This is a genomic window from Mesorhizobium sp. ESP7-2, from assembly GCF_020164715.1.
GTDB lineage: Bacteria > Pseudomonadota > Alphaproteobacteria > Rhizobiales > Rhizobiaceae > Mesorhizobium.
In genome coordinates this window covers 1-26091 of sequence record NZ_JAIUGQ010000060.1, presented here as the reverse complement: position 1 = coordinate 26091, position 26091 = coordinate 1, and the positions used below count along the sequence as shown (strand labels likewise).

The 26091-nt window shown below is 63.0% G+C and carries 23 protein-coding genes; 12 read left to right on the top strand and 11 right to left on the bottom strand.

Annotated features, from left to right (window positions below; translation table 11 throughout):
* Positions 1-91 precede the first annotated feature (91 nt).
* Positions 92-1177: a tetratricopeptide repeat protein gene (locus LB543_RS31630; RefSeq protein WP_224617092.1), complete on the top strand. Its 1086-nt coding sequence runs from the start codon at positions 92-94 to the stop codon at positions 1175-1177.
* Positions 1178-1245: 68 nt separating this feature from the next.
* On the opposite strand, the gene LB543_RS31625 is transcribed toward LB543_RS31630, so the two are convergent.
* A complete protein-coding gene (locus LB543_RS31625; protein ID WP_023781512.1) occupies positions 1246-1695 on the bottom strand; it encodes a GatB/YqeY domain-containing protein in 450 nt (149 codons plus the stop codon).
* A 274-nt stretch (positions 1696-1969) separates the two neighbouring features.
* Here LB543_RS31625 and carA point away from each other — a divergent pair, with 274 nt between their 5' ends.
* A complete protein-coding gene (gene carA / locus LB543_RS31620; RefSeq protein WP_140810282.1) occupies positions 1970-3175 on the top strand; it encodes a glutamine-hydrolyzing carbamoyl-phosphate synthase small subunit in 1206 nt (401 codons plus the stop codon).
* A gap of 276 nt (positions 3176-3451) precedes the next feature.
* Here carA and LB543_RS31615 read toward each other — a convergent pair whose 3' ends face one another.
* The 4 genes from LB543_RS31615 to mntR form a co-directional block, all read right to left on the bottom strand.
* Positions 3452-4714, bottom strand: a complete 1263-nt coding sequence (locus tag LB543_RS31615; RefSeq protein WP_224617091.1) for a TCR/Tet family MFS transporter — start codon at positions 4712-4714, stop codon at positions 3452-3454.
* Positions 4715-4868: 154 nt separating this feature from the next.
* The gene (locus tag LB543_RS31610; protein ID WP_224617090.1) at positions 4869-5795 is read right to left on the bottom strand and encodes a neutral zinc metallopeptidase; all 927 of its coding nucleotides are present in this window, start codon (positions 5793-5795) and stop codon (positions 4869-4871) included.
* 208 nt (positions 5796-6003) lie between these two features.
* Positions 6004-6192: a hypothetical protein gene (locus LB543_RS31605; RefSeq protein ID WP_140761144.1), complete on the bottom strand. Its 189-nt coding sequence runs from the start codon at positions 6190-6192 to the stop codon at positions 6004-6006.
* A 104-nt stretch (positions 6193-6296) separates the two neighbouring features.
* The gene (mntR, locus tag LB543_RS31600) at positions 6297-6746 is read right to left on the bottom strand and encodes a manganese-binding transcriptional regulator MntR (protein ID WP_140761141.1); all 450 of its coding nucleotides are present in this window, start codon (positions 6744-6746) and stop codon (positions 6297-6299) included.
* Positions 6747-7005: 259 nt separating this feature from the next.
* On the opposite strand from mntR, the gene LB543_RS31595 reads away from it, so the two are divergent.
* From LB543_RS31595 to LB543_RS31580, 4 genes are all read left to right on the top strand, one after another.
* Complete coding sequence (locus LB543_RS31595) at positions 7006-8535, top strand: FAD-dependent monooxygenase (protein ID WP_224617089.1); 1530 nt, start codon at positions 7006-7008, stop codon at positions 8533-8535.
* A 149-nt stretch (positions 8536-8684) separates the two neighbouring features.
* Positions 8685-10046 carry an Nramp family divalent metal transporter gene (locus LB543_RS31590; RefSeq protein ID WP_224617088.1) on the top strand — a complete coding sequence of 454 codons (1362 nt, stop codon included), beginning with the start codon at positions 8685-8687 and terminating at the stop codon, positions 10044-10046.
* A 54-nt stretch (positions 10047-10100) separates the two neighbouring features.
* Positions 10101-10937: a protein-L-isoaspartate O-methyltransferase family protein gene (locus LB543_RS31585; RefSeq protein ID WP_224617087.1), complete on the top strand. Its 837-nt coding sequence runs from the start codon at positions 10101-10103 to the stop codon at positions 10935-10937.
* A gap of 109 nt (positions 10938-11046) precedes the next feature.
* Positions 11047-11697, top strand: a complete 651-nt coding sequence (locus LB543_RS31580) for a dihydrofolate reductase family protein (protein ID WP_224617086.1) — start codon at positions 11047-11049, stop codon at positions 11695-11697.
* 46 nt (positions 11698-11743) lie between these two features.
* Here the strand turns inward: LB543_RS31580 and LB543_RS31575 are convergent, their stop codons facing one another.
* Positions 11744-12613, bottom strand: coding sequence for a LysR family transcriptional regulator (locus LB543_RS31575; protein WP_224617085.1), 870 nt, complete (start codon positions 12611-12613; stop codon positions 11744-11746).
* A gap of 95 nt (positions 12614-12708) precedes the next feature.
* Here LB543_RS31575 and LB543_RS31570 point away from each other — a divergent pair, with 95 nt between their 5' ends.
* Complete coding sequence (locus LB543_RS31570; RefSeq protein WP_224617084.1) at positions 12709-13308, top strand: LysE family translocator; 600 nt, start codon at positions 12709-12711, stop codon at positions 13306-13308.
* A 394-nt stretch (positions 13309-13702) separates the two neighbouring features.
* Here LB543_RS31570 and LB543_RS31565 read toward each other — a convergent pair whose 3' ends face one another.
* The gene (locus LB543_RS31565; RefSeq protein WP_224617083.1) at positions 13703-14497 is read right to left on the bottom strand and encodes an SDR family NAD(P)-dependent oxidoreductase; all 795 of its coding nucleotides are present in this window, start codon (positions 14495-14497) and stop codon (positions 13703-13705) included.
* A 273-nt stretch (positions 14498-14770) separates the two neighbouring features.
* Between LB543_RS31565 and LB543_RS31560 the strand changes: the two genes are divergently transcribed.
* The gene (locus LB543_RS31560) at positions 14771-15229 is read left to right on the top strand and encodes a MarR family winged helix-turn-helix transcriptional regulator (protein ID WP_224617082.1); all 459 of its coding nucleotides are present in this window, start codon (positions 14771-14773) and stop codon (positions 15227-15229) included.
* Positions 15230-15273: 44 nt separating this feature from the next.
* Here the strand turns inward: LB543_RS31560 and LB543_RS31555 are convergent, their stop codons facing one another.
* Entirely contained in the window at positions 15274-16452 is a 1179-nt protein-coding gene (locus tag LB543_RS31555) for an MFS transporter (protein ID WP_224617081.1), read from the bottom strand.
* Between the two features lie 195 nt (positions 16453-16647).
* Between LB543_RS31555 and LB543_RS31550 the strand changes: the two genes are divergently transcribed.
* From LB543_RS31550 to carB, 4 genes are all read left to right on the top strand, one after another.
* Complete coding sequence (locus LB543_RS31550) at positions 16648-17004, top strand: ArsR/SmtB family transcription factor (protein ID WP_149906781.1); 357 nt, start codon at positions 16648-16650, stop codon at positions 17002-17004.
* 70 nt (positions 17005-17074) lie between these two features.
* Entirely contained in the window at positions 17075-17845 is a 771-nt protein-coding gene (locus tag LB543_RS31545) for a metallophosphoesterase family protein (protein ID WP_224617080.1), read from the top strand.
* 151 nt (positions 17846-17996) lie between these two features.
* On the top strand, positions 17997-18776 hold the full coding sequence (locus LB543_RS31540) for an SH3 domain-containing protein (protein WP_224617079.1): 780 nt from the start codon (positions 17997-17999) through the stop codon (positions 18774-18776).
* A gap of 435 nt (positions 18777-19211) precedes the next feature.
* Positions 19212-22715, top strand: a complete 3504-nt coding sequence (carB, locus tag LB543_RS31535) for a carbamoyl-phosphate synthase large subunit (protein WP_224617078.1) — start codon at positions 19212-19214, stop codon at positions 22713-22715.
* A 122-nt stretch (positions 22716-22837) separates the two neighbouring features.
* Here the strand turns inward: carB and LB543_RS31530 are convergent, their stop codons facing one another.
* The 3 genes from LB543_RS31530 to LB543_RS31520 form a co-directional block, all read right to left on the bottom strand.
* Complete coding sequence (locus tag LB543_RS31530) at positions 22838-24604, bottom strand: AIPR family protein (RefSeq protein WP_224617077.1); 1767 nt, start codon at positions 24602-24604, stop codon at positions 22838-22840.
* 193 nt (positions 24605-24797) lie between these two features.
* On the bottom strand, positions 24798-25190 hold the full coding sequence (locus LB543_RS31525; RefSeq protein WP_224617076.1) for a RidA family protein: 393 nt from the start codon (positions 25188-25190) through the stop codon (positions 24798-24800).
* 241 nt (positions 25191-25431) lie between these two features.
* On the bottom strand, positions 25432-25896 hold the full coding sequence (locus LB543_RS31520; protein ID WP_224617075.1) for a cupin domain-containing protein: 465 nt from the start codon (positions 25894-25896) through the stop codon (positions 25432-25434).
* Between the last annotated feature and the right edge of the window lie 195 nt (positions 25897-26091).

Genomic DNA, 26091 nt, shown 5'->3' with positions numbered 1-26091 from the left:
CGAATCATGGGACCCCCATGGAATCAGATCAGCCGCAATCCCCAAAGCGCGTTAACCCGAGTTCGCAGCCCTGATCGCGGCCCTCAGCCGCTTGCGCTGGCTGTTTGTGATCGCCAGAAGTTCGTCCTTCGCCTACCGCGGCAAGGAACTCGACGCGCGCCGGATCGCCAAGGAGCTCGGTGTACGCTACGTCCTCGAAGGATCGGTCCGGAAGCAGGACGGGCGCGTCCGACTGATCGGCCTCCTCGTCGAGAGCGAGACCGGACGGCAGCTCTGGGCAGGCCGTTATGACGGAGACCTGACCGACATTTTCGAGCTTCAGGATCGCGTCGCGGCGAGGGTACTGGAGGCTGTCGAGCCCAACCTGCGCCTCGCCGAGATCGAGCGGGCACGCAGCAAACCGCCAGGAAGCCCCGACGCTTACGACCTCTATCTGCGGGCTCTGCCTTTCCTCTATGCCTACACGGAAGCCTCCTTTTGCGAGGCCGAGGGGTTGTTGCGTGCGGCGCTCAGGCAGGACGAAGCCTATTCGGACGCGCTCGCGGCGCTGGCCGACTGCGTCGGCCGCATGGCACTCAATGGATGGGCGTGGGATCGCAACGGGGCTTTTGCCGAATCCTGCGCCCTGGCAAGACGCGCCGTCGCCGCCGATCCAGAAAATCCGCTCTCGCTTGCAACGGCGGCATGGTCGTATGCCATGTTCTCGAACGGCTTCGACGATGCGCTCGAACTGGCCGACCGCGCGCTCGAACTGCATCCAAGCTCGCACGCCATCCGCTCCTATTGCGGCTGGGTGTTCGTCTATGCAGGGGAAAGCGACAGGGCCATCGAGCAGTTCAAGGCTGCGCGCAAAATGAGCCCGATGGACCCGCGCGACTATTTCCCGCTGCTCGGCATGGCTGCCGCGCATTTCTTCGCGGGACGATTCGAGGACGCGGTGCGCCTGAGCGAGCGCATCATCTCGCTGGTGCCGAGCCATACGATCGCCCGGCGATATCTGAGCGCGGCGCTTGCGCATGGCGGCAGGTTGGAAGAAGCAAATGCCGCGGCATCGGCGCTTCTCCAGATCCAGCCCAGCTATAATCTCGGCAGCGCTGGCATGAGCCGATTGCGGCATCGCTGGATGCTGGACCTGTATGTCGACGGCCTGAGAGCGGCTGGAATTCCGGCAACGTGATGTTCAGCAGTTACGCAATGGTATCTGAACCGCACTTCTGGCCGTCGCTTCAAAAGCCGACAAGCCTCCTATTGCAGCAACCCCTTGACGATGCCGCTCGCCTTGCCGAAATCCATCTGCCCCGCATATTTCTGCTTCAGTGCGGCGATCACCTTGCCCATGTCCTTCTGGCTGGCCGCACCGGTCGCGGCAATCGCCTCGCGCGCCGCCGCGGTGACTGCCGCATCGTCGAGCTGCGTCGGTAGGAAGCCGCGGATGATCTCCATCTCGCCGCGTTCCTGAGCCGCCAGTTCCGGCCGCTTGCCGTCCTCGAATGCCTTGGCCGATTCCTCGCGCTGCTTCACCATCTTGGCCAGGATTTGCAGGATTTCCTCGTCGCTGGCGGGTTCCTTGCCGGCGCCGCGATTGGCGATGTCGCGGTCGTGGATGGCGGCCTGGATCAGTCGCAATGTCGGCAGCCGGTGCTTGTCCTGCGCCTTCATCGCGGTCTTCAGGGATTCGGCGATTTTCGCGCGCATTGCTCTCTCTCCTTCGGTCGGCGCGGACAATAGCGCCGGGGACAGGCCAACGCAAACCCTCATATGCCAGGGCAAGCCTATGATATTCCTCAATGAAATAAATCGCGGCGGCATTTCGCATGATCATTGACCGCCCTGCCCCCTTCCCCTATGTACTGGGCCTTGCATGAACTGAAGCTTGAGTGCGTGAGGCCGCGAATTCGCCGCTTCGCGCCGTTTGCCGCGCCAATGCCCGCCGGGCTATGGAAGCGCGCGGCTTGATAGGAGTGCCGCCATGGCCGAGATGACGCCCGCCTGGGCCACTGAAAAGCCGACCGCCCTGCTGGTGCTGGCTGACGGCACCGTCATCGAAGGGCGCGGCCTGGGCGCCACCGGCTCCGCCGTCGCCGAAGTCTGCTTCAACACCGCGCTCACCGGCTACCAGGAAATCCTCACCGACCCCTCCTATGCCGGCCAGATCGTCACCTTCACCTTCCCGCATATCGGCAATATCGGCACCAATGGCGAGGACATCGAAGACCTCAATCCGGCCGCCCGCGCCGGCGCCGTCGGCGCCGTGTTCAAGGCCGATGTCACCAACCCGTCCAGTTACCGCGCCGCCGGCCACCTCGACCAGTGGCTGAAGAAGCGCGGCATCGTCGCGCTCTCGGGCATCGACACCCGCGCGCTCACCGCGCTGATCCGCGAAAAGGGCATGCCCAACGCGGTCATCGCGCACGCGCCGGATGGCGTCTTCGACCTCGACGACCTCAAGCGGCGCGCCGCCGCATGGTCGGGCCTTATCGGGCTCGATCTTGCCAAGGAGGTCACGTCGGGCCAGTCCTCGGTCTGGCGCGAGACGCCGTGGGTGTGGAACGAAGGTTTTGGCGAACAGGCCGAGCCTTCGCTGCACGTCGTCGCCATCGACTACGGCGTCAAGCGCAACATCTTGCGGCTGCTCGCCGGCCTCGGCGCCAAGGTCACCGTCGTTCCCGCCAAGACCGACGCGGAAGAAATCCTCGCCATGCAGCCCGACGGCATCTTCCTCTCCAACGGCCCCGGCGATCCGGAAGCCACCGGCGACTATGCCGTGCCGGTCATCCAGGACCTGCTCAAGACCGACATCCCGGTGTTCGGCATCTGCCTCGGCCACCAGATGCTGGCGCTGGCGCTGGGTGGCAAGACCGCCAAGATGCACCAGGGCCATCACGGCGCCAATCATCCGGTGAAGGATCACACCACGGGCAAGGTCGAGATCGTCTCGATGAACCATGGCTTTGCCGTCGACGCCGACTCGCTACCCGCAGGCGTCGAGGAAACCCATGTCTCGCTGTTCGACGGCTCGAACTGCGGCATCGCATTGACCGGCCGTCCGGTGTTCTCGGTCCAGCATCACCCCGAGGCCTCGCCCGGCCCGCAGGATTCGCACTATCTGTTCCGCCGCTTCGTCAACCTGATCCGCCAGAAGCGCGGCGAGGAATTGCTGGCCGAGCGGGCCTGATTCGATCCGTCAGCGCTGCCCCTCATCCGCCTGCCGGCACCTTCTCCCCGTATACGGGGAGAAGCCCGCGGACCGAACGCAGCGCCCTTTCTTGCAACGTAGGCAATTGGCGAAACGACTGATGACAGCGTCTTTCTCCCCGTCACTATACGGGGAGAAATGCCCGGCAGGGCAATGAGGGGCGGCACAAACGCCCCACAATTTCGCATCGCAAACCGCCGCAACCTTACGAACCGAGCACCGGCCCCCTGGTCAGCGCGATACGGCTGTCATGGCTCATGCCTGTGCTCCATCTTTGACCTCGGTCGCGACGTCAGCGACCGTCGCCGGTCTCGCCACCTTGGTGACGAAGACGATGACCGCCAGCACCAGGAAGCACGCACCGACCAGGTAGGGCGCGCCGCCGAAGGTGACGGGCGCGCTCGGCCCGGTGAACCAGGAAAAGACCGCGGTGTAGAGCAGCGGCGTGATGATCGAGGTGATCGAGAAGATCGAGGTCATCGCGCCTTGTAGCTCGCCCTGTGCCGAAGGCGGCACCTTGGCGGCGGCGAGGCTTCTGAGCGGCGGATCGGCCAGCGCTTCCAGACAGCCGACGACGATCACTGCGTAGACCATCCAGCCTTGCGAGGCGAAGGCATAGCCGAACGCGCTGGCCGCGGTGAACGTCAGGCCGATGACCGCCGTTCTCCACTCGCCGAGCCGGGGAATGACGCGCGGCAGCACCGTCCCCATGACGATCGCCCCGCACAGGCCGAAAACGCCGAGCGAGAAGCCGATCTGCTGCTCGCTCCAGCCATAGCGGTAGTTGGAGACGAACGACCAGACCGCCGGATACATCATGTGGCCGAGTGTCATCAGGAAGAAGACCAGCCCGATCCAGCCGATGCCTCGATACTGGCGCATCTGCAGGAGCGTGCCGACCGGATTGGCGCGTTTCCACTCGAAGCGGCGGCGATGCTTTTCATCGAGCGTCTCGGGCAGGAAGAACATCGCGATCAGGAAGTTCACGAAAGCGAGCCCGGCGGCGAAAAAGAACGGCACGCGCGGACCGAACGTGCCGAGCAATCCGCCCAGCACCGGCCCGATGACGAAGCCGACGCCGAAGGCGATGCCGAGCAGGCCGAAATTCTTCGCCCGGTTCTCATCGTTCGAAATGTCGGCGATGAAGGCCGACGTCGTCGAATAGCTGGCGCCTGAAATGCCGGCCAGCACACGTCCGATGAACAGCATCGGATAGGACCAGGCGATGGCGCAGATCAAATTGTCGATGGAGAAGGTCAGCACCGAGGCGAGCAGGATCGGCCGCCGTCCGAACCGGTCGCTCAAGCCGCCCATGATGGGAGCGAAGAAGAACTGCATGGCCGCGTAGACGAAGAACAGCCAGCCGCCCTCGATCGCCGCTTCGCTGATGCCGACGCCGGTCAATTCCCTGAGAAAAGCCGGCAGCACAGGCATGATCATGCCGAAGCCGATAATGTCGAGCAGCAGCGTGGTGAAAACGAGCGCAAGGCCCCGCCTGGCGGTTTTGGGGTCGATCATGATGGGTCAAGCTCCTCTGGCCGCCTGGGGCGCGGGCGGACGCACCTTATAGGCGAGGCCGCGAAAAGGAACAATGCGGGAACAGTCAGGATGCTTTCATCCTGACACTCCCTGACGGCGTCTTTGCCATCAGGTCGTTTTCCGAAACGACTGCTTAGAGCGCCCCGCTCATCGTATTGCAGTCCGACAGCTTGCCGCTCTTGTAGCCGCGTGTCAGCCAGGTCTGCCGCTGCTGCGAGGTGCCGTGGTTGAAGCTTTCCGGCACGACATAGCCCTGCATCTTCTTCTGCAGCGTATCGTCGCCGATCTGCTTGGCCGCGTTCAGCGCGCTTTCGAAGTCGCCCGGCTCCAATATGCCCTTCTGCCCGGTGTAATGCGCCCACACGCCGGCGAAGCAGTCGGCCTGCAGCTCGATGCGCACCGACAGCTGGTTGGCAGCGGCTTCGCTCATGCCTTGCCGCATCTGGTTGAACTTACCCATGATGCCGGTGAGGTTCTGCACGTGGTGGCCGACCTCATGCGCGATGACGTAGGCACGGGCGAACTCGCCTGAAGCGCCGAACTGCTGGTCGAGTTGCTGGAAGAAGGTCATGTCGAGATAGACCTTGTGGTCGCCCGGGCAATAGAACGGTCCGGCCGCCGCGGAAGCAAAACCGCAGGCCGATCGGACCTGGCCGGAAAACAGCACCAGCTTGGGGTCCTCATAGGTCAGGCCTTGCGACTTGAAGATGCCTGTCCAGGTGTCTTCCGTCTCGGCGAGCACGGTCGCCACGAACTGCTTCATCTCGTCATTGGCCGGCGTACCCGCGCCGCTATCCTGGCCGCCACTGTTGTCGGTAATCTGGCCACCACCGCCCGGCAGCAGGCCGCCGTCGCCACCGCCCAGGATCGTCGAGGGATCAAAGCCGAAATACCATCCGGCCAGCACCACCAGGATGACGAGGAATATGCTGCCACCGCCACCGGCGCGGCCACCGATCGGGATGCGGAACTGACCACCGCCGCCACCGATCCCGCCGCCGCCGCCGTCGCTGCGGTCGTCCTCGATATTTTCACTCTGACGACGGCCTCTCCAGAGCATGGCAACTCCTTGCGCTGCGAACTTCTCATTGCTCCGGCAAGGCCGGCTCAACCCAACAAACAATTATCGCAACGGTTGCTCCAAGTCACAGCATTTTTCATGGCCGGGATAGCGCTGGCATCGCCGTTTCACCGCACTGGCCGGGAGCGCACAAGGCCTGTAGCATCGCCGGCATCGGAGGGGTTCGAGGCGTGAGAAATTATTGCCGTCAACCCTTCTGCTTGGCGCCTGCGCTCTTTCCATCAGAGCTTTTCGAGCGTTCCTCGATCCGATCGGCGCCTTTCTTCAGCGGGTGGCCCGTTTCGGCCTCGGTCTTGCGCTCGTCCCTGGCGGCCGCCTGCTTCAGTCCTGTGGCTGCCTGCTTGCCTTTTGCGGTTGGTGCCTGCTCGACGCCCATTGCTTCCTCCCTGGCGCGCAACAAGCGCGCGATAAAAGGCAACGTGCACAAGCGGCGGCGGTTCCAGTGGCTAACGTTGTCCGGCAAGCCGGCAATGGAACGCTTCAGCGCGCCGTCATCGCCTTGCGGAACGCTTCCAGCGTCTCGGCGCTGACATGGTGCTCGATGCCCTCGGCATCGATGCGCGCCGTCTCGGCACTGACGCCGAGGGAGCGCAGGAAGGCCTCGACCGTCTGGTGGCGAATGCGGCTTTCCTCCGCGACCTTACGGCCGGCTTCGGTGAGGAACACGCCGCGATAGGGCTTTCGCGACACCAGCCCGTCGGCGCAAAGCCTGGTCAGCATCTTGGCCACCGTCGGCTGGGCGACCCCGAGCCGCGCGGCGATGTCGACCTGGCGCGCCTCGTTGCCGTCCTCGATCAGGTCGGCGATCAGTTCGACATAATCCTCGACCAGCGCACTGCGGCGCGCTTCGCGCGTCTGCCGGAACCCTTCCGAATGGACATCGGCATCGAGCAACGGCTCACGCGGGACCGGTCTGTTCTTCAGCGCCAATGCGCGCTCCTTCTCGGAAGTTTAGCCGTCGCTGCTTTTATAGCACGGGCTCTGATTCTTCAGGCCGTTTATTTGGAGGCACGTTTGTCGATCGGCAAGCGGGCGACGCGTTTTGGGACGACGTTCGTCTGCCGCCAGCCTATGCCCGCGACGAGAAGGCAGAAACCGATCCGGTGGCATTGTCCGCGACTCCCGCGGCCATATTTGGATGTTACTGATCCGAAGCCGCCCGACTGCAATCACCGCCAGGGAGAAAAACATGACCCGCAATGACGTTCTGATCGTAGGGGCCGGCCCTACCGGTCTGGTTCTGGCGCTTTGGCTCACCAAGCTGGGTGTCGGCGTCCGCATCATAGACAGGACCGCCGAGCCGGGCACGACGTCGCGCGCCTTGGCCGTTGCCGCGCACACGCTCGAACTCTACCGTCAACTCGATCTGGCCGATGCCGTGATCGCGCGCGGCCACAAGGTGCGCGCCGCCAATTTGTGGGTGCGGGGCGAAGCGGAGGCGCGCGTGCCGTTCGCGGCGATCGGTGAGGATCTGTCGCCCTATTCGTTTTTGCAAATCTTTCCGCAGGACGAGCACGAACGCCTTCTGGTCGAACGGCTCGGGCAATTGGGCGTCACCGTCGAGCGGCGGACCGAATTGCTTGATTTCACCGACCATGGCGACCGCATCGTCGCCCGCCTGCGTGGCGAGCATGGCGAGGAGACGGCCGAGTTCAGCTATCTGGCGGGCTGTGACGGCGCGCATTCCCTGGTGCGCGAGACGATATCGGCCGGTTTTTCCGGTGGTACCTACCGTGAACTTTTCTACGTCGCGGATGTCGAGGCATCCGGTGCATCGATCAACGGCGAATTGCATGTCGATCTCGACGAAGCCGACTTCCTGGCGATCTTTCCCTTGGCGGACACGCGCCGTGCGAGGCTGATCGGCACAGTCCGGGACGAGCGGGCGGATCACGCCGACACGCTGACATTCGACGACGTCAGCCGCCAGGCGATCGAAAACCTCAAGATCAAGATCGAAAAGGTGAACTGGTTTTCGACCTACCACGTTCACCACCGCGTGGCCGGTCAATTCCGCAAGGGTCGTACATTCCTGCTGGGTGACGCGGCGCATATCCACAGTCCGGTCGGCGGACAAGGAATGAACACCGGGATCGGGGACGCGATCAACCTTGCATGGAAACTATCTTCCGTGCTCGCGGCGCAGGCGCCCGATGCCCTGCTCGACAGCTATGAGATCGAGCGCATCGCATTCGCCAAGCGCCTGGTTGCCACCACCGACCGCATCTTCACTTTCGTCACTGCCGACGGGCGCATCGCCGACCTCGTGCGCACGCGGATCGCGCCGATTGTCGTGCCAAGGATACTCAGCATCGACCGGGTTCGCGAATTCATCTTCCGGACTGTTTCGCAGATCACCCTCAACTATCGCCAAAGCCCTCTCAGCGAGGGGTCCGCGGGCGAAGTGCGCGGCGGCGAGCGGCTACCTTGGGCTCCGGTCGATGGATTGGACAATTTTACCTCGCTCGCCGCCACGCAATGGCAGATCCACATCTACGGCGTCGCCAGCGAGGACGTCAGGTCCTGGTGCGAGCGCCATCGGGCTCCGCTGAGTGTCTTCGACTGGCGGCCTGCCTATGAAGAGGCGGGCCTGGCGCGCGATGCGCTCTATCTCCTGCGGCCCGACACCTATGTGGCGCTCGCCGATCCCAAGGCTTCGGTCGATACGCTCGAGCGCTATTGCAGTGGTAGAGGGCTTTCTGTCGGAAGCGCGCGCTAGGCGGCTCGGATACCGAATCCGATGGCTTGTCCGCCACTTTCGGTAAAATGCCGGATAAAAAGCATCGACAATGAAATATAGCCTATTGCATAATGTTGAGCCATGGCATAGCTTATCGTTATCCTCCCGAAGCTGCGGAAAGCCTTTTCATGTTAGAAGCAGACGTCACAGCCCCCCGGTCCGCATGGCGGTTCGCCAGACGGGAGGAAGACGATCAGCCCAGCCTGCGCGAGGTCAATTCCACCATCGCGGTGCCTACAGGGGTCTGGTTCCGCCGCCTGTTCGCCTTCATGGGTCCGGGCTACATGGTTTCGGTCGGCTATATGGACCCGGGCAACTGGGCGACCGACCTCGCCGGCGGCGCCCAGTTCGGCTACACGCTTTTGTTCATTATCATGCTGTCGAACCTGATGGCGATCCTGCTGCAGGCGCTCGCCGCGCGGCTTGGCATCGCCACCGGCCGCGACCTCGCCCAGGCCTGCCGCGCCTACTATCCGCGCCCGGTCAACTTCGTGCTGTGGATCGCCTGCGAGCTCGCCATCATCGCCTGTGACCTCGCCGAGGTGATCGGCACCGCGATCGCGTTGCAGCTCTTGTTCGGCATCCCGCTGATCGGCGGCGCCATTCTCACAGCGCTCGACGCTTTCCTCGTGCTGCTCCTGATGAACAAGGGGTTCCGCTATCTCGAAGCCTTCGTCGTCGCGCTTCTGATCATCATCTTCAGCTGCTTTGCCATCCAGATCTTCGTTGCTGCCCCGCCGGCCGGCACGATCCTGCATTCGATGTTCGTGCCGTCATCCGAGATCGTCACCAATCCGGCGATGCTCTACATTGCCATCGGCATCATCGGTGCCACGGTGATGCCGCATAATCTCTATCTGCACTCCTCGATCGTGCAGACCCGCGCCTATGAGCGCACCGAGGCGGGCAAACGCGATGCCATCAAATGGGCGACGACGGACTCCACCATTGCCCTGATGCTGGCGCTGTTCGTCAACGCCGCCATCCTGATCGTCGCGGTGGTCGCCTTCCACGATACCGGCCACCAGCATGTCGCCGAGATCGACCAGGCTTTCAAGCTGCTGTCGCCGCTGCTTGGCCTCGGCATCGCCTCGATCCTGTTTGCCGTGGCCCTGCTGGCCTCGGGCCTCAACTCGACGGTGACGGCGACGCTGGCCGGCCAGATCATCATGGAAGGTTTCCTGCGGCTGCGCATCCCCAACTGGGCAAGGCGCCTTTTGACGCGCGGCGTGGCCATCGTTCCGGTGGTGGTCGTCACCGCGCTCTATGGCGAGAAGGGCACCGGCCAGCTGCTGGTATTCAGTCAGGTGATCCTGTCCATGCAGCTGCCTTTCGCGGTCATCCCACTGGTGCAATTCGTCTCCGACAAGAAGAAGATGGGCAACCTCGCCATCCCGCGCGGCGTGGCGGCATTGGCCTGGCTGGTCGCGGCCATCATCCTGGTGCTCAATTTCAAGCTGCTCTACGACACCATGTCCGGGGTCGGTTGAAGGCCCGTCTAATCCCGGGACAAACCGCCAGATCGCTCTATCTTTCCCGATGCCATGAGCAACATCAAAGACATCAGGGGATTCTACGCGCGGCTGATGGCGGCCAACGCCGCCTCGTCGGACCCGCGCCTGGAAGAGGTGTTCGCCAGCGTGCCGCGCGAAGCCTTCCTCGGCCCCGGGCCATGGACGATCATTGCCGGAAACGCCACATTTATGACGCCAAGCGCCGATCCGGCTCACATCTACCAGAACGTGCTGGTGGCGCTCGACGCCGACAAGGGCATCAACAATGGCGAACCCTTCCTGCATGCCATTTGGATCGGAAAACTCGCACCGAGACCCGGCGAGGCCGTCACGCATATCGGCGCCGGCAGCGGTTACTACACAGCTTTGCTTGCCACGCTGGTTTCGCCAGGCGGCACCGTCGCTGCTTTCGAGCTCGACGACCAGATGGCCGAACTGGCGCGCGGAAATCTCGAAGCCTACGGCAATGCGACTGTTGTCCGTGGCGATGCCGTGACCTCGCCCCTGCCGCCATCAGACATCGTCTATGTCAATGCTGGTGTCGTGGCCCCTCCCGCCGGATGGCTGAAGGCGTTGCGCCCCGGCGGCCGCATGATCTTCCCGTGGCGTCCGGCCGAGCGCGTTCCGTTCGCGGTGATGGTGACCCGCGGCGAAAAAGGCTTCGCATGCCATCCGTTCATGCGCTCCTGGTTCATCCCTTGTGTCGGGGCGTCGACCGCGGATACGGCCGCGAAGATCCCGACACGCGAAGAGGCCGCGCGCAGCCGCTCGATCTGGCTGATCGAGGACAGGCAGCCAAACGGCACGGCCACGGCAATCTTCGAGCATGTCTGGTTCTCGTCGGAAGCTCCGAGCGCGCGTGATTGAGTATCGGCGGCGAACCAGATTCGCGGCCGCTGTCGGGATGGGCGCGGCTGGTCCGTCCTTGGACTGAAGTCCGGCCGCGACGGCGTGGACGAAAGCAAGGGAGAGCACAATGAGAAAGATCATAGCCGCGACCTTCGTCAGCCTCGATGGCGTCATGCAGGCCCCGGGTGGACCGGAAGAAGATCCGGTCGGCGGCTTCAAATTCGGCGGCTGGACGTTCCACTATTTTGACGAGGTGGCGGGCGCGGCAATGGATGACCTGTTCTCCAAACCCTTCGCCCTGCTGCTCGGCCGCAGAACCTACGACATCTTCGCCGCGTACTGGCCGTACCAGAAGGATCCGATAGCGGATGCCTTCAACCCCGCGACCAAATATGTGGCGACGCATCGGCCGGATACCCTGGCCTGGCAGAACACACACTCGCTTGGACCCGATATCATCGCGACTTTGCGCCGTCTCAAGCAGGAAGACGGACCTGACCTGCTCATCCAGGGATCTGGCAATCTCATTCAGACCTTGCTCGCCAACGGGCTGATCGACGAGATCCGGCTGATGACCTTCCCGCTGTTGCTGGGCAAGGGCAAGCGGCTGTTCGGCGATGCCGCGACGCCGGCCGCCTTCAAGCTTGTCAAATCGCAGACTTCGACCACCGGCGTCATCATGGCGACCTACGAGCGCGCCGGCGAGATCGAGGTCGGCTCCTTCGTCACGGGCAAGCCCTCCGACGCCGAGCTCGAACGGCGGAAAAATTGGAAGTGAGTGGTTCTTTCTCCCCGTCACTATACGGGGAGAAGGGGGCGCACCATCAAGCCGCCTGCAATCGCCGCCCCAGCCCTTCACGTATATGCCGTGCGAACTCCTGTGCCGCCGTACCCACGCCATGCCTCGGCAGGTGCAGGTTGATGGCAAAATTCGGCAGCGGCGGCAGGCCGGCGTCGAACGGCAATATGTCGAGATCCGCAGGCACGGTGGACGCCAGCCATGTGGTGACGGCAAGGTCCGAGCGAACCGTCGCCGTGGTCGCGTCGATGTTGCCGTTCTCGAACACGCTGCGCCATTCCAGCCCATGCTCGTTGAGTGCCGACAGCACCACCGGCCGGAAGGCGCAGGTGTCGGCGACGATCGAGACCGGCAATGGCCGCTTGGCGCGAGCCGCCCCACCCCTTGCACCGACCCAGACCAGCCGGTCGATGGCCAGGCATTCGCCTGACGTCGGACCGACCCGCTCCTCGATCACCGCGAGGTCGATGGTTCCCGCCGCAAGTGCCGCCGCCAGTTCCGGCGAGGAGGCGCAGACCAGCGATATCTCGACCTGCGGATAGGCCTCGGCATAGGCCTTCAAGACGGGCGCCAGCAAGGTGCCGACAAGGTCGTAGGGCACGCCGAGCCTCACCTGGCCGGCGACAGCACTCCCCGCCATGTCGGTCCAGATCTCATCATTGAGGCTGAGCAGGCGCCTTGCCTTGTCGAACAGCCGCTCGCCGGAATGGGTCAGGCGCAGACCGCGCCGGTCGCGCTCGAACAGGCTGCAGCCAAGCGCCTCTTCCAGCCGCTTGACCTGCTGGCTGACCGCGCCCTGCGTCAGGTGCAGCGCATTGGCCGCCGCCGTCATGCTGGCCTTGTCGGCTACGGTGACGAAGGTGCGCACGAGGCTTGTATCGAGATTGCGGATCATCCCTGCATCATAAATGCTAATGCTGAGCATCGCAAACATTGCATTTACTGATGTAGGCCCGCGTCTACCATGGAGGCTTCGACAAAGGCCGTCCCATGCTCCAGCCCATCCTGCCGCTCATCCTGTTCGCCTTCGTGGCCACCGCCACGCCTGGCATCGCCACCACCTTGTCGACTGCTTCAGGTGCGCAGTTCGGCTTTCGCCGCTCGGTCCCCTTGATGGCGGGAAGCGCGGCCGGCCTGGCAACGGTGACGGCGGCGGCCGCCGCCGGGCTTGCCGGGCTGCTGCTTGCCATGCCGTCGCTGCAGCTTGCCATGAGGATCGCCGGCTCGCTCTATCTCCTCTGGCTGGCAATCAAGATCGGCCGCGCCGGACCACCCAATCTCGATGTGGCGATGGCCAGGCCGAACAGCTTCTTCGGCGGCGCCGGCATCCAGTGGATGAACCCGAAGGGCTGGGCGATGGGGCTGGGCGCCGCGGCCTCCTTCGCCGCGCTTGCCGACGGGCCAGGCCAACTGGCGCTGCTGCTCGGCTCGACCTTCGGCCTCACCGCCGCCATCTCGCTGTCCGTCTGGTGCGTGGCCGGCATGGTGCTGGCACGGCTGCTCAAGACCGAGTGGCAATGGCGTGCGCTCAACATCGTGCTGGCGCTGGTGCTCGCCGCCTCGATCATTCCGATGTGGCGGTCGCATTAGAAGCGTCGGCCTTGCAGAACCAGGGTTTCTTGCCCCAGCCACAGTGCTACGGTACGCACACATTTCCAGGCGGCTGGTCTTTCGCGATAGCGCATAACGGCTTGGCGCATGCATTGTCTTGTGCTGCGCTGATCGACCCCCACTCCGTCTCGGCTTCGCCGAGCCACCTCTCCCCCGATCGACGGGGTAGAGGAACGGCGCCAAGCTTCTTTTGCCGTCAACGCTCGTCGAGCAACGCCCCTTCCTTTCCCTCCGGAGGGGGGAAAGGTGGCGCTGCGAAGCAGCGACGGATTGGGGGATCCACGTGGCAATCAAGCCTCAGGCCGAACACATTCACGCCAGTCACAGAAGATGTGCGCATAGCGTAGCGCCTGAGCGGGGGACAGAGGTGGCCTCAAGCCGCGTAGCGGGCCGCCGGTTTGTCGGCATGCAGGCTGCCGTAGAAGGCTTGCCGCGCGCCGAGGAACGTATCCAGCTTTCCCGTATCGGCGAGCGCCGGCACGGTGACGGCTTCGCCCCGCGCCAGGCCGACAAGGGCGGCATCGACCATATCGTCGGCGGTCATGATGATCTCCTTCGGGAGGGTATCGATATCCCCGCCGGCAAGCTCCCAGAAATCGGTCCGGGTCGCGCCTGGCAACACCACCTGTACCCTTACCTTGGTATCAGCAACTTCACGCTGCAGAGCTTCGGTGAAGTTGACGACATAAGCCTTGGTGCCGCTGTAGATGCCGCCGAACGAGGTATCGAAGGCCAGTACCGAGGCGATGTTGACGATCCCGCCACGGTTGCGCGCCAAGAGCCCAGGCAGCACGGCACGCGTCAGCCGGGTCAGCGCCACGACATTGACCTTGATCATGCGCTCGGCGGCATCCGCATCGGCGGTTGCCACCAATGCCTGACCGCCAAGGCCGGCATTGTTGACCAGCAGCGTCACGGATTCGTCGGCCGATATCGCCTGCTCGACACGGCGCACGTCATCGTCGTTGGACAGATCAGCGCTGACTACGCTGACGTTGCGGCCGTAGGCATGACGCAGCTTCTCGGCCAGCTCCTGCAGCCGGTCGGCGCGGCGCGCAACCAGCACCAGATCATAGCCCTGCCCCGCCAGCCGGTCCGCATAGACGGCGCCGATACCCGATGAAGCGCCGGTGACGACCGCCGTGCCCTTGTTGTCATTCTTGCTCATTGTCACGTTCCTTATGTTCGCTGTCTTCGGTTCCGGGGACACACCGGCAGCCGTGGAGTATTCGATTGGTGGCATATGCCACTTTCGGCGAAGTAGGTATATGCCACTGTCTTGTCAACGGCTGCGGCAAAAACTATTTCTGCGGCAGGCTGGCGCACCTGCCGGAGCAATTCCAGCAAAAGTGCTCAGCGGTTTTGCGTCCGGAATTGCCTAAGAAGAGAGAGCATTGGAGGCGATGCGTTTTCGCCGGAAATGCTCCAGCAAGGAGCGACCATGAGTGAAGCTGAAGGATTTAGCCGTTGCAACAATGCCACCTTGCGGCGCACCGCGCGCAGGCTCGGCCGGTTCTACGACGACGCGCTGGCGCCTTCCGGCCTGAAAGGCACGCAGTTTGGCCTGCTCTTCCAGATCAGTGTCGGCAGCGAGCCGGCGATGGGGGCCATTGCCGAGGCGCTGATCATGGACCTTTCGGCACTCGGTCATACGCTGAAGCCTCTGGTTCGCGACGGCTTTGTCGAAACGTTTGCCGACAAGGACGATCGCCGCGTCAAGCGGGTGCGGCTGACACCGAAGGGCCAGGCCAAACTCGACGAGGCGATCAAGCTATGGAGCGTTGCCCAGCGACAATTCGAGGCCATGATCGGCGCCGAGCAGGCCGCGAAACTGCGGGCCACGTTAGATGAAGTGGCTGCGTTGAACCTGGAACTGCCTGCGGCCGCTCCTTCCAGCTGAAGAAGCGGCCGCGTAAAAACTGGGATGTAGGCCTGGAACCGGTCTTATTCAGCCGGCATCGCCACCGGTCTGGCGAACACCCGCCCGGCCAGCACGATGCCGAGCCCGATCACCGGGAAGGCCGCCGCGATCAGGCCGAGATCGGCCGGCGCACCGTAGCGCAGCACGCCACCGCCGACCACCGCGCCGAGCGCCACGCCGAGATAGAGCGCCGAGGCGTTGAGCGACAGCACGATCGGGGCCGCGTCGGGCGCGAGCTTGATGATGCGGCTGGCCTGCGCCGGCGGAAAGGCCCAGCCGACGATGCCCCACGGCACCATCATGCCCATCAGCGCCGGTCCGGCGAGGTGATGCGGCAGGAAGGTCGGGATCAGCGAGAAGGTGACGAGCATGGCCGCGCTCAGCGCCAGTGACCAGGCGACGGTACGCGTCGCGCCGAAACGATCGGCGGCCTGGCCGCCGGCAATGTTGCCGATGACGGCGCCGACGCCGAAGGCGAGCAGCATGCCCGGCAGCGCGATCGGCGACAGCCCGGCGCCTTCGATGGCCAGCGGCGCGATGAAGCTGAACACGGTGAACGCACCGATGAGGGCAAGCGCCGTCGTCACCAGGATCGGCATCACGCCGGGACGCATGGCCGCCGCCAGCCGGCGCTTCAGCGGCAGCCGGGTGCCAATGATGCCGCGCGGCAGCCGGTACCACAGGATGGCGCCGGCGAGCGCGCCAAGGCCGGCAATGGCGTAGAAAGTGCCGCGCCAGCCGGCGATGGCCGCGACCAGCGCGCCAAGCGGCGCGCCGACAGCGACCGCCACCGTGGTGCCGCCGACGACGACGGCGATCGCACGGGCCCGGTGATGGTCATCGACCAGCGCCACCGCCGTGCCTTGCGCGGTCGCCGCGAACAGGCCCGACGACAGCGCCATGATGATGCGGGCGATCAGAAGCACTTCGAAGGACGAGCTCAGGGCGGCGACGACATTGCCGATGACGAAGAACACCAGCGTCCACAGGATGACGCGGCGCCGGTCCCATTCACCGGTCAGCGTTGCCAGGATCGGCGTGCCGACCGCATAGGCGAGCGCGAAGGCGGTGATCAGCGAGCCGGCGAGCGGCACCGAGATGCCGGCATCCCTGGCGATATCGGGCAGAAGGCTGGAGATGACGAAGCCCTCGGTCGAGATCGCAAACGATCCGAGCGCGAGCCAGAAGATTCTCTTGTCCATGGGAAAGCGTCCTTAGTTCAAAAGTTATTGAACAATTGGACATAACGGGGCATCATGTCAATGAAGCCAGGCAAAAATAGCACAACCATGCTGACAGCCCTGTGTCAGGACGGTCATGAAATGGAGAAACAGTGTGTATCGGCCGAGCAGGATCGACGCGTTGAAATCGGCCCGAACTGTGCTTAGGTTCCAGCCATGACCTTGCCACACCCCAACACGGACCAGATCAGCCTGCCCATCGTGCTCGGCGTGCTCGGCGACCCGACGCGGCTCGCCATCGTGCGCTATCTCGCTAGCAAGGAAGGCGTGCCGCTGAACTGCAGCCGCTTCCTCGACCTCGCCTCCAAGACCAATCTCAGCTACCACCTCGCCAAGCTGCGCGAGGCCGGCGTCACCCGCGCCGAAGTGGTCGGCACCAACCGCATGATCACGCTCCGCCGCGCCGATCTCGACGCCCGCTTCCCCGGTCTGCTCGACAGCGTCATCGCTGCCGCGGTGGACGACCCCGCGCTGCCGGCCGTTGGCGGTCATGATTTGGAAGTGCCGGCCTGAACCTTTTCCTCTCCCCCGCTTCGCGAGAGAGAGGAAACCAAGTCCTGCCGCCCACCCTCGGAACCTCCTCATGCGCATCGCCGTTCTCGCCGATATCCACGGCAACGTTCTCGCCCTCGACGCCGTGCTCGACGATCTCAGGCATCGCGGCGGCGCGGATCTCACCGTCAATCTCGGCGACAGCGTTTCGGGTCCGCTCTGGCCACGCGAAACGATGGAGAGGCTGCAAGCGCTCAACCTGCCGACGGTGCGTGGCAACCATGACCGCCGCGTCGCCGTCGATCCGGCCGACGAGACCATGTGGGCGTCCGACGTCTATGCGCAGGAGCGATTGACGCAAGCGCAGCGCGATAAGCTGTTCGCCCAGCCGTTGACCCTTGAGATCGCGCCCGGCGTGATCGCGTTCCATGCCCGCCCCGATCACGATGAAAAATATCTGCTCGACGGCATCGTCGACGGCCAGTTGGTGCGCGCACCGCTGGCCGCGATCCGGCGCCGGCTGAAGGCGCTCGACCCGGCCTGCCGCATTGCGCTCTGCGGCCACAGCCACCGGGCCGAGTTGATCCGTATTCCTGACGGTCCCGTCATCTTCAACCCGGGCAGCATCGGCTGCCCCGCCTATGATGACGACACGCCGCCGGCCCATGTCTCCGAACAGGGCTCGCCGCATGCCCGCTACGGCATCGTCACCTTGGGCGGCGCCGGTCGACAGGATCGCTTCGAGATGATCGCCGTGGACTACGACCACGAAGCGGCGGCACGGCAGGCCGAACAGGCGGGGCGCCCGGAATGGGCGCACGGACTGCGCACCGGCTTCATGCCGCAAGCGACGCGGCCGTGATCCTGATCCGTAAACCGCACCGCCCGGCACCATGGTTTGCCACCATGGTCAGCCTGAATTTCCGGCTTACATGCCGGCGCGTCGTCCCTTATAAAACCGGCCGGGTATGCGGCGAGACCGCCGCGGCATGGTGATATCGGCGCACGGCCAAATGATGAGGCGCACAGTTACGCTCCGAAAAAGTTTGCATGCGCTGATTGCCGCTCCGCTGCTGATGGCGGCGTGGCCGGCTGTCGTCCCTGCGCATGCCGAAGAGGCGCCGTTCATCTCCGTCGTCACCGGGCTCGCCCCCGACGACCTGCTCAATGTCCGCGCCAAGCCGTCGGCGATCGGCAAGACCGAGGCCCGCCTGGCTGCCGGTGCGAGCGTTCGAAACCTCGGCTGCAACGACATCGACGGCCATCCCTGGTGCAAGGTCGAGTCTGACAACCCCAAAGCCACTGGCTGGGCCCCCGCGCGCTATCTCGTGCCCCTCAATCCGGCGACGGTGCCCGACCAGGCGACGGACGCCGAGGCCACGGAAGCTGGCGCGACGTCCGATGCACCCGACCTGACGGCACGGCTGGGTGACGCGAGCCAACCGGCCAGCCCTGAGACCACGCCGAAATCCGCCGCGGAGATCGCCATGCAGGATGCCTATGGCCTGGCGCTGGCGGCGAATGGAACCCTGCAAATTCCCTGCGCCCGCTATGTTGGACAGCCCATGGCGTCTTGTGCGGCCAGCGTGACGCGCAAGGGAACTGATAAGGCCGACGTCACCGTGACCTGGCCCGATGGCGGCAGCCGCGTCATCTCCTTCGATGCCGGCCTGCCGGCAAGCTCGGACGCCGGCAGCAACTTCCGCTTCACCAGGGAAGGCAACCTCAACATGATCCGCATCGGCGTGTCGGAGCGGTTCGAGATTGTCGATACGGTGGTGCTGGGGGACTGAAGGTCGCGGTGATTGCTGCGCGTGCAGCGATTGGCCAATTACCGACTTCGGCGCCGCCCCTCATCTGCCTGCCGGCATCTTCTCCCCGTATAGCGACGGGGAGAACGGGCTGAACGAGTGCCGGCCCTCTTCCCGCAATGCTGGCAATTGGCGAAACCATCGGACAGAGCTTCTTTCTCCCCGTCACTATACGGGGAGAAATGCCCGGCAGGGCAATGAGGGGCGGCGCAAACATCCGGCAAGATGCCAATTCAACCCAAAGCAATTGCCCCTGTCCACGAACCCCACATGAACCCTTCATTTTCGGGGTTACATCGGGCAAAACTCTTCCCTATAAGGCCCTCCTAGCCTGATACCAGAATCGCGAGCACAACCGGCCGGGTCTTCCCGTCCCGGTTTTTTGTGCAAGCCCGCTGCCGAACGGAATTCATAGACATGCCAAGACGCACCGACATCAAGTCGATCCTGATCATCGGGGCCGGCCCCATCGTCATCGGCCAGGCCTGCGAGTTCGACTATTCCGGCACCCAGGCCTGCAAGGCGCTGAAGGAAGAGGGTTTTCGCGTCATCCTGGTCAATTCCAATCCGGCCACCATCATGACCGACCCGGAACTGGCCGACGCCACCTATATCGAGCCGATCACGCCCGAGGTCGTCGCCAAGATCATCGCCAAGGAGCGGCCGGACGCGCTGCTGCCGACCATGGGCGGCCAGACCGCGCTCAACACCGCTCTGTCGCTGCGCCGCATGGGCGTGCTCGAGCGCTACAATGTCGAGATGATCGGCGCCGACGCGCATGCCATCGACAAGGCCGAGGACCGCGCGCTGTTTCGCGAGGCGATGAAGACGATCGGGCTGGAAACGCCGAAGTCGATGCTGGCCAACGCCACCGACGTCAAGAACGCGGACCGCAAGACGCACGAGGCCGAGCGCGCCGCGCTGAAGGCCGAAAAACCCGACAATCTCGACGCGGCGCTCGATGCGCTGGAAACCCGCTGGAACCTCGGCGAAGGCGACCGCAAGCAGCGCTACATCAGCCACGGCATGGCGATCGCGGCACAGGCGCTCGACCATGTCGGCCTGCCCGCCATCATCCGCCCCTCCTTCACCATGGGCGGCACCGGCGGCGGCATCGCCTACAACAGGGCCGAATTCTACGACATCGTCCAGTCCGGCCTTGATGCCTCGCCGACCACCGAAGTACTGATCGAGGAAAGCGTGCTCGGCTGGAAGGAGTATGAGATGGAGGTTGTCCGCGACAGAGCGGACAATTGCATCATCGTCTGCTCGATCGAGAACATCGACCCGATGGGCGTGCACACGGGCGATTCCATCACCGTCGCCCCGGCGTTGACCTTGACCGACAAGGAATACCAGATGATGCGCAACGCCTCGATCGCGGTGCTGCGCGAGATCGGCGTCGAGACCGGCGGCTCGAACGTCCAGTTCGCCGTGAACCCGGCCGATGGCCGCCTCGTCGTCATCGAGATGAACCCGCGCGTCTCGCGCTCGTCCGCGCTCGCCTCCAAGGCGACCGGCTTCCCCATCGCCAAGATCGCGGCCAAACTCGCCGTCGGCTACACGCTGGACGAGCTGGAGAACGACATCACCGGCGGCGCCACGCCCGCTTCGTTCGAGCCGTCGATCGACTATGTCGTGACCAAGATCCCGCGTTTTGCCTTCGAGAAATTCCCTGGCGCCGAGCCGGTGCTGACTACCGCCATGAAGTCGGTCGGCGAAGTCATGGCCATCGGCCGCACCTTCCAGGAATCGCTGCAGAAGGCGCTGCGCGGTCTGGAGACCGGCCTCACCGGCTTGGATGAGATCGAGATCCCCGGCCTCGGCCACGGCGCCGTGGCGGCCAACCACGCCGACGACCGCAACGCCATCCGCGCCGCCTTGGGCACGCCGACGCCGGACCGGCTGCGCATGGTGGCGCAGGCGATCCGCATGGGCACGTCGCTCGAAGACGTGCATGCCATGTGCAAGATCGACCCGTGGTTCCTCGAACAGATCGCCGGCATCCTGGCCATGGAAGCCCGCATCCGCGAGCACGGCATCCCCGAGGATGCCGTCAATCTGCGCATGTTGAAGGCCATGGGCTTCTCCGATGCCCGCCTCGCCTCGCTGACGAAGACCGACGCCGAAGTCGTTCAGAAGATTCGCGAAAAGCTCGACGTTCATCCGGTTTATAAGCGCATCGACACCTGCGCGGCCGAGTTCGCCTCGCCCACCGCCTACATGTATTCGACCTATGAAGTGCCGTTCGCCGGCGCGCTCGCCAGCGAGGCACGGGTCTCGGCGCGCAAGAAAGTCGTCATCCTCGGCGGCGGTCCGAACCGCATCGGCCAGGGCATCGAGTTCGACTATTGCTGCTGCCACGCGGCGTTCGCGCTGCGCGACGCCGGCTATGAAGCGATCATGATCAACTGCAATCCCGAGACGGTTTCGACCGACTATGACACCTCGGACCGGCTCTATTTCGAGCCGCTGACGGCGGAGGACGTGCTGGAGATCCTGCGCGCCGAACAGTCCTCGGGCGAGCTGGTCGGCGTCATCGTTCAGTTCGGCGGCCAGACGCCGCTGAAGCTGGCGGACGCGCTGGAAAAGGCCGGTATCCCGATCCTCGGCACCTCGCCCGACATGATCGATCTGGCCGAAGACCGCGACCGCTTCCAGAAGCTGCTGCACAAGCTCAACCTCAGCCAGCCGAAAAACGGCATCGCCTATTCGGTCGAGCAGGCCCGCCTCGTCGCCGGCGAGCTCGGTTTCCCGCTGGTGGTGCGCCCCTCCTATGTGCTCGGCGGCCGCGCCATGCAGATCATCCATGACGAGGGCATGCTGCAGAACTACCTGCTCGACACCGTGCCCGGCCTGGTGCCGGAGGACATCAAGCAGAAATACCCCAACGACAAGACCGGCCAGATCAACACGCTGCTCGGCAAGAACCCGCTGCTGTTCGACACCTATCTCTCCGGCGCCATCGAGGTCGATGTCGACTGCCTCTGCGACGGCAAGGACACCTTCGTGTCGGGCATCCTCGAACACATCGAGGAGGCCGGCATCCATTCGGGCGACAGCGCTTGCTCGCTGCCGGTGCACTCGCTGCCGTCAGACCTCGTTGACGAGCTGGAGCGCCAGACGGCGGCCCTGGCCCGCGCGCTCAATGTCGGCGGCTTGATGAACGTGCAGTACGCGATCAAGGACGGCACGGTCTATGTGCTGGAGGTCAACCCGCGCGCGTCGCGCACCGTGCCCTTCGTCGCCAAGACCATCGGGCGTCCCATCGCCAAGATCGCCGCCCGCATCATGGCCGGCGAGACGCTGGAAGACGCCTTCTCCCATTACGGCGCCATGCCCGACCCGCGCAATCCCGGCCACATCGCGGTCAAGGAAGCCGTCTTCCCCTTCGCCCGCTTTCCCGGCGTCGACATCCTGCTCGGCCCGGAAATGCGCTCGACCGGCGAGGTCATGGGCCTCGACCGCGACTTTGCCCTCGCCTTCGCCAAGAGCCAGCTCGGCGCCGGCGTCGACCTGCCGCGCTCCGGCACGCTGTTCGTCTCGGTGCGCGACGAAGACAAGAAAGGCATATTGCCGGCCGTCAAGCGCCTCGCCGGCCTCGGCTTCAAGGTGCTGGCCACCTCAGGCACGCAACGCTTCCTCGCCGAAAACGGCGTGGTGGCCGAGAAAATAAACAAGGTCCTGGAAGGCCGCCCCCACATCGAAGACGCCATCCGCAACCGCCAGGTCCAGATCGTCTTCAACACCACGGATGGCCAGAAGGCGGTGTCGGACTCCAAGTCATTGCGCCGCGCCACGCTGATGCAGAAGGTGCCGTATTATACCACGCTGTCGGGGGCTGCTGCCGTGGCCGAGGCGATCGCAGCGCTGAAGGCGGGGAGCCTGGAGGTCAGGCCGCTGCAGGAGTATTTTGCTTAGGCGAAAGCAGGCATCTCTCACTTCGGGCCAGCCAGATGAGGGCATCGTTCCTGCCAACATCGAGCTGCGGTGGACACCTTGCTGACTAGGTCGCACGAGCCCATTCCGCCTATCAGCACTACTCAACCCGTCACTTCGACCTGCTTAGAGAACTCCGAAAACGTCGGCTGGTGGATTTTTTTGAGAGATTCAATAACTCCGACAAAATTCGGAACCGATTTCTGCACAGTTTCGTTCGAAATACGATTGCGTGAAAATGCAGAATCAAGCTGATTCGAAAGCGATAGCATCAAGTCGACGATTGGCGTCCATATCTTCGACGCTTTCTCGGGCGACACATTATTCTTAAATTGTAGATTGGATTTGTTGGAAATAGATTTCCCAACTACAGTCTCCATGCACATCGCTATGACATATACCAACAGATATGCCGCGCCCTTTTTACTTAGAAAATTCAGATATGCTTTCTCACTCTGCGTTAGACTTGCATCGTCTTTTCGCTGCTTTTGCGTAAGCGCCAATCTTCGTGTATTTATCTCTTCCAGAAGAGAAAAACAAAAAACTATATGCCGCGCAGTCGTTCTATCGGTAAAGAACCTTCGATAGATATTCTCGCTGGTCCAAATCTCTGATTTTTTGTCGTAGGCAGTTACCGGATCACCGTGGAAGGCGGCGAGCGACTGGCCAACCGTATAAGACGGGAGTGTGTATTTGCTCCTCCTTATCGCGTCACTAGTGCCACCTCTACGCCCGCCCTCGTATTCGGCATCAGGAATTTTACTAAATTCCTTGCGGAGTCGTTCCTGAATCTGATCAGTGCTTCGAAAATCAGCTGCCTGAAGTTTATTTTGAGAATTATTGAATCGGACTACCTTCGAAACAATACTTTCCTTATTAGATTTCACAAATCGAATTGGCACCAGCACCGAATCTGACGGAGGGACCCCCAGACTACTAAGAGAACCTGTCGTCTGAGCGCCATTGACAATAGAAATTCCTTTTATTTTCAGTTTTCGCCCCTTATTCGTTCGCGGTCCAAGATCGTAGTCCACAACCAGGGCGGTTATCCCATTGTTAAAAACCCAAAAATTCTCCGGCTCATTAAGGGCTGTCGTCTTTATCCCATTATTAATATTAGAATCGCTTGCTCTTGAACCAAGATACCCGCGCAAATTGGCTGAAAAAAGGTCAGTACCGTACTCGCCATACAACTGACTTAGCCATTTCGCATTCACAGTTGTTACTACAGAGCTCCATTCTTTCGATTTAATTTCGATCGCGTCAGGAACCCGAGTCTCTAATCCGTCGGTGACGATTACGGTGCGCTCCGCCTGAACATAAAGGCGGCTTATCTGCTCTGTGCCAATTTCTTCCGCAAAAATATTTATTTCGTTTCCATTTGCGTAGGATTTCAAAGCCAGCCCCGCGGTATGCTCAACAGTTTTCAGCTCATTCGCCACATTCTTTGATGACGGAAGATTGTGCACGTACCAGATGTAAATCTGCTTTATTTCTCCAGAAATTATCGCGCTTCGAAACTCATCAGCGCGCCCCTTAAGTGAATCAGGAAGGTGATTTAAATCTCTGTTCAAAATCCAACCTATGGCAGTGTTTAGGTCGGATGCTTTGTTAGCCGGAGCTGAAGCCTTTTTCGTCTTCGAGTAATAGCACTGCGCTATAACTCCGATTTGGAGTTCCTTGTCGACATATAAAATATCGCATTTCTTATCGTCACCACCTCCTGTGATGGATTCAGCGGCGACAGACTGCATGTCTTCCAGTCTAAATTTCAGCTGTAGGGCAAGAAGGCCGATCGCATCGTCTGGAAGGTTTAAATCTGCCTTCAGAGTCGCAAGTACCTGCTCCCAATCAGTAGGATTATTTGCCATTTTGTTCCCCCCATACCACCCATAAAAGACATTAGTGTTCCCACCTAGGAACACAAGTATCCTCCAGCGGAAATCGTGGACGGTGGTCTTATCGACCATTTGTAAGCGCATGACATCACTGCCGTGACTTCCGGCGGCGCTTTTAGGCGAATCGCGGCGGATACCCCTCTCTCCAACAAAAGAGGATTGTTCCTTACCCCACCGCCACACACTCAATCTCGATATCAAACTCCATCGGCCAAGACGCCACCGGCACGAAACTCCTTGCCGGCGGGTTCTCGTTGAAATACCGGGCATACACCCTGTTTATCGCGTTGTAGAAGCCGGAATTGACGGCGTAGATGCGCACCATCACCACGTTTTCCAGCGAGGTGCCTGCCGCTTCCAGGCAGTGCTTCAGCGCCTTCAGCGACGCCTCTGTCTGGACCTCGATGTCGCCGCGCACCATTTCGCCGGTCACCAAGTCCACCGGCGGCGTCGCCGAGATGAACACGAAGCCGTTGGCCTTCACCGCCGTCGAACAGGGCAGGCCCAGCGCCCGCACCTTGTCCGACATGATGGGCACTTCGATGATTTCTTTTTTCATGGGTGTCCTCCCTGGGTTGGCAAGGTTAGCGCCGGCCCCCCTCACCCAGCCTCCGCTTCGCTCGGCTGACCTCTCCCCGAGGGGAGAGGAGATTACGAGCGCCAGCGCCAATCTCTTCTCCCAGCGGGGAGAAGGTGGACGCGAAGCGGCCGGATGAGGGGGCTGGCGCCGACTCCTGCGGTTATAGGCAGCTTATCCCGGCACGGGCGGAACGCCAGCGCGGACGCATGGTCCAGCTCCCTCACCCCTGCCCCGGATAGGGCCTGCCATCCTTGTGCAAAAACCGCCCGTCCGAACTCGGGCTCATCATGTCGATGTCGGAGCAGGTGATCACATCCTCCGGGTCGCGCGAGCCGACTTCCAGGTAGCGCGCGGTGGCCGACGAGCGGTTGATCATGTGGTGGCCGTTGCCGCTGTTTTTGGCGAAGGCAGCCCTATCGCCGGCCTTGAGCAGCGTCTCGCCGCCATCCTCGACCAGCACCAGTTCGCCCTCCAGCACATAGACGAGCTCGTCCTCATGGCTGTGCCAGTGGCGCTGGCTCGACCAGCCGCCTGGGGGCAAGGTCATGAGGTTGACGCCGAAATCGGTGAGCCCGCCGGCATCGCCAAGGCGGCGGCGCGTGCGGTCGGCGCAAGGGGCGTCGAAGGGCGCGGGATAGCCGGAGCCCTTGCGGACGGGCACGGATGCGAGGTCGATCTTGGGCATGGGGTGCTCCCGGGTGATGTGCGCAGTCTAGCGCATGGCGGGTGGAGGCACAGGGCCACCTTGCGAGGTGGTGGTTTGGAGTGGCAGGATGGTTGCGGTAGCGCTCTACGGCGCCCCTCTCTGTCCTGCCGGACATCTCCCCCTCAAGTGGGGAGATTGGCAGCTTTGGCGCCGGCTCTCTTCCTGGCAATGTTG

What these genes read in the sequence shown, in the direction of transcription:
- LB543_RS31625 (WP_023781512.1), bottom strand. Translation starts at nt 1,695, where the DNA reads ATGCGCGCGAAAATCGCCGAATCCCTGAAGACCGCGATGAAGGCGCAG.
- carA (WP_140810282.1), top strand. Translation starts at nt 1,970, where the DNA reads ATGGCCGAGATGACGCCCGCCTGGGCCACTGAAAAGCCGACCGCCCTG.
- LB543_RS31615 (WP_224617091.1), bottom strand. Translation starts at nt 4,714, where the DNA reads ATGATCGACCCCAAAACCGCCAGGCGGGGCCTTGCGCTCGTTTTCACC.
- LB543_RS31610 (WP_224617090.1), bottom strand. Translation starts at nt 5,795, where the DNA reads ATGCTCTGGAGAGGCCGTCGTCAGAGTGAAAATATCGAGGACGACCGC.
- LB543_RS31605 (WP_140761144.1), bottom strand. Translation starts at nt 6,192, where the DNA reads ATGGGCGTCGAGCAGGCACCAACCGCAAAAGGCAAGCAGGCAGCCACA.
- LB543_RS31595 (WP_224617089.1), top strand. Translation starts at nt 7,006, where the DNA reads ATGACCCGCAATGACGTTCTGATCGTAGGGGCCGGCCCTACCGGTCTG.
- LB543_RS31590 (WP_224617088.1), top strand. Translation starts at nt 8,685, where the DNA reads ATGTTAGAAGCAGACGTCACAGCCCCCCGGTCCGCATGGCGGTTCGCC.
- LB543_RS31585 (WP_224617087.1), top strand. Translation starts at nt 10,101, where the DNA reads ATGAGCAACATCAAAGACATCAGGGGATTCTACGCGCGGCTGATGGCG.
- LB543_RS31580 (WP_224617086.1), top strand. Translation starts at nt 11,047, where the DNA reads ATGAGAAAGATCATAGCCGCGACCTTCGTCAGCCTCGATGGCGTCATG.
- LB543_RS31575 (WP_224617085.1), bottom strand. Translation starts at nt 12,613, where the DNA reads ATGATCCGCAATCTCGATACAAGCCTCGTGCGCACCTTCGTCACCGTA.
- LB543_RS31570 (WP_224617084.1), top strand. Translation starts at nt 12,709, where the DNA reads ATGCTCCAGCCCATCCTGCCGCTCATCCTGTTCGCCTTCGTGGCCACC.
- LB543_RS31565 (WP_224617083.1), bottom strand. Translation starts at nt 14,497, where the DNA reads ATGAGCAAGAATGACAACAAGGGCACGGCGGTCGTCACCGGCGCTTCA.
- LB543_RS31560 (WP_224617082.1), top strand. Translation starts at nt 14,771, where the DNA reads ATGAGTGAAGCTGAAGGATTTAGCCGTTGCAACAATGCCACCTTGCGG.
- LB543_RS31555 (WP_224617081.1), bottom strand. Translation starts at nt 16,452, where the DNA reads ATGGACAAGAGAATCTTCTGGCTCGCGCTCGGATCGTTTGCGATCTCG.
- LB543_RS31550 (WP_149906781.1), top strand. Translation starts at nt 16,648, where the DNA reads ATGACCTTGCCACACCCCAACACGGACCAGATCAGCCTGCCCATCGTG.
- LB543_RS31545 (WP_224617080.1), top strand. Translation starts at nt 17,075, where the DNA reads ATGCGCATCGCCGTTCTCGCCGATATCCACGGCAACGTTCTCGCCCTC.
- LB543_RS31540 (WP_224617079.1), top strand. Translation starts at nt 17,997, where the DNA reads ATGATGAGGCGCACAGTTACGCTCCGAAAAAGTTTGCATGCGCTGATT.
- carB (WP_224617078.1), top strand. Translation starts at nt 19,212, where the DNA reads ATGCCAAGACGCACCGACATCAAGTCGATCCTGATCATCGGGGCCGGC.
- LB543_RS31530 (WP_224617077.1), bottom strand. Translation starts at nt 24,604, where the DNA reads ATGGCAAATAATCCTACTGATTGGGAGCAGGTACTTGCGACTCTGAAG.
- LB543_RS31525 (WP_224617076.1), bottom strand. Translation starts at nt 25,190, where the DNA reads ATGAAAAAAGAAATCATCGAAGTGCCCATCATGTCGGACAAGGTGCGG.
- LB543_RS31520 (WP_224617075.1), bottom strand. Translation starts at nt 25,896, where the DNA reads ATGCCCAAGATCGACCTCGCATCCGTGCCCGTCCGCAAGGGCTCCGGC.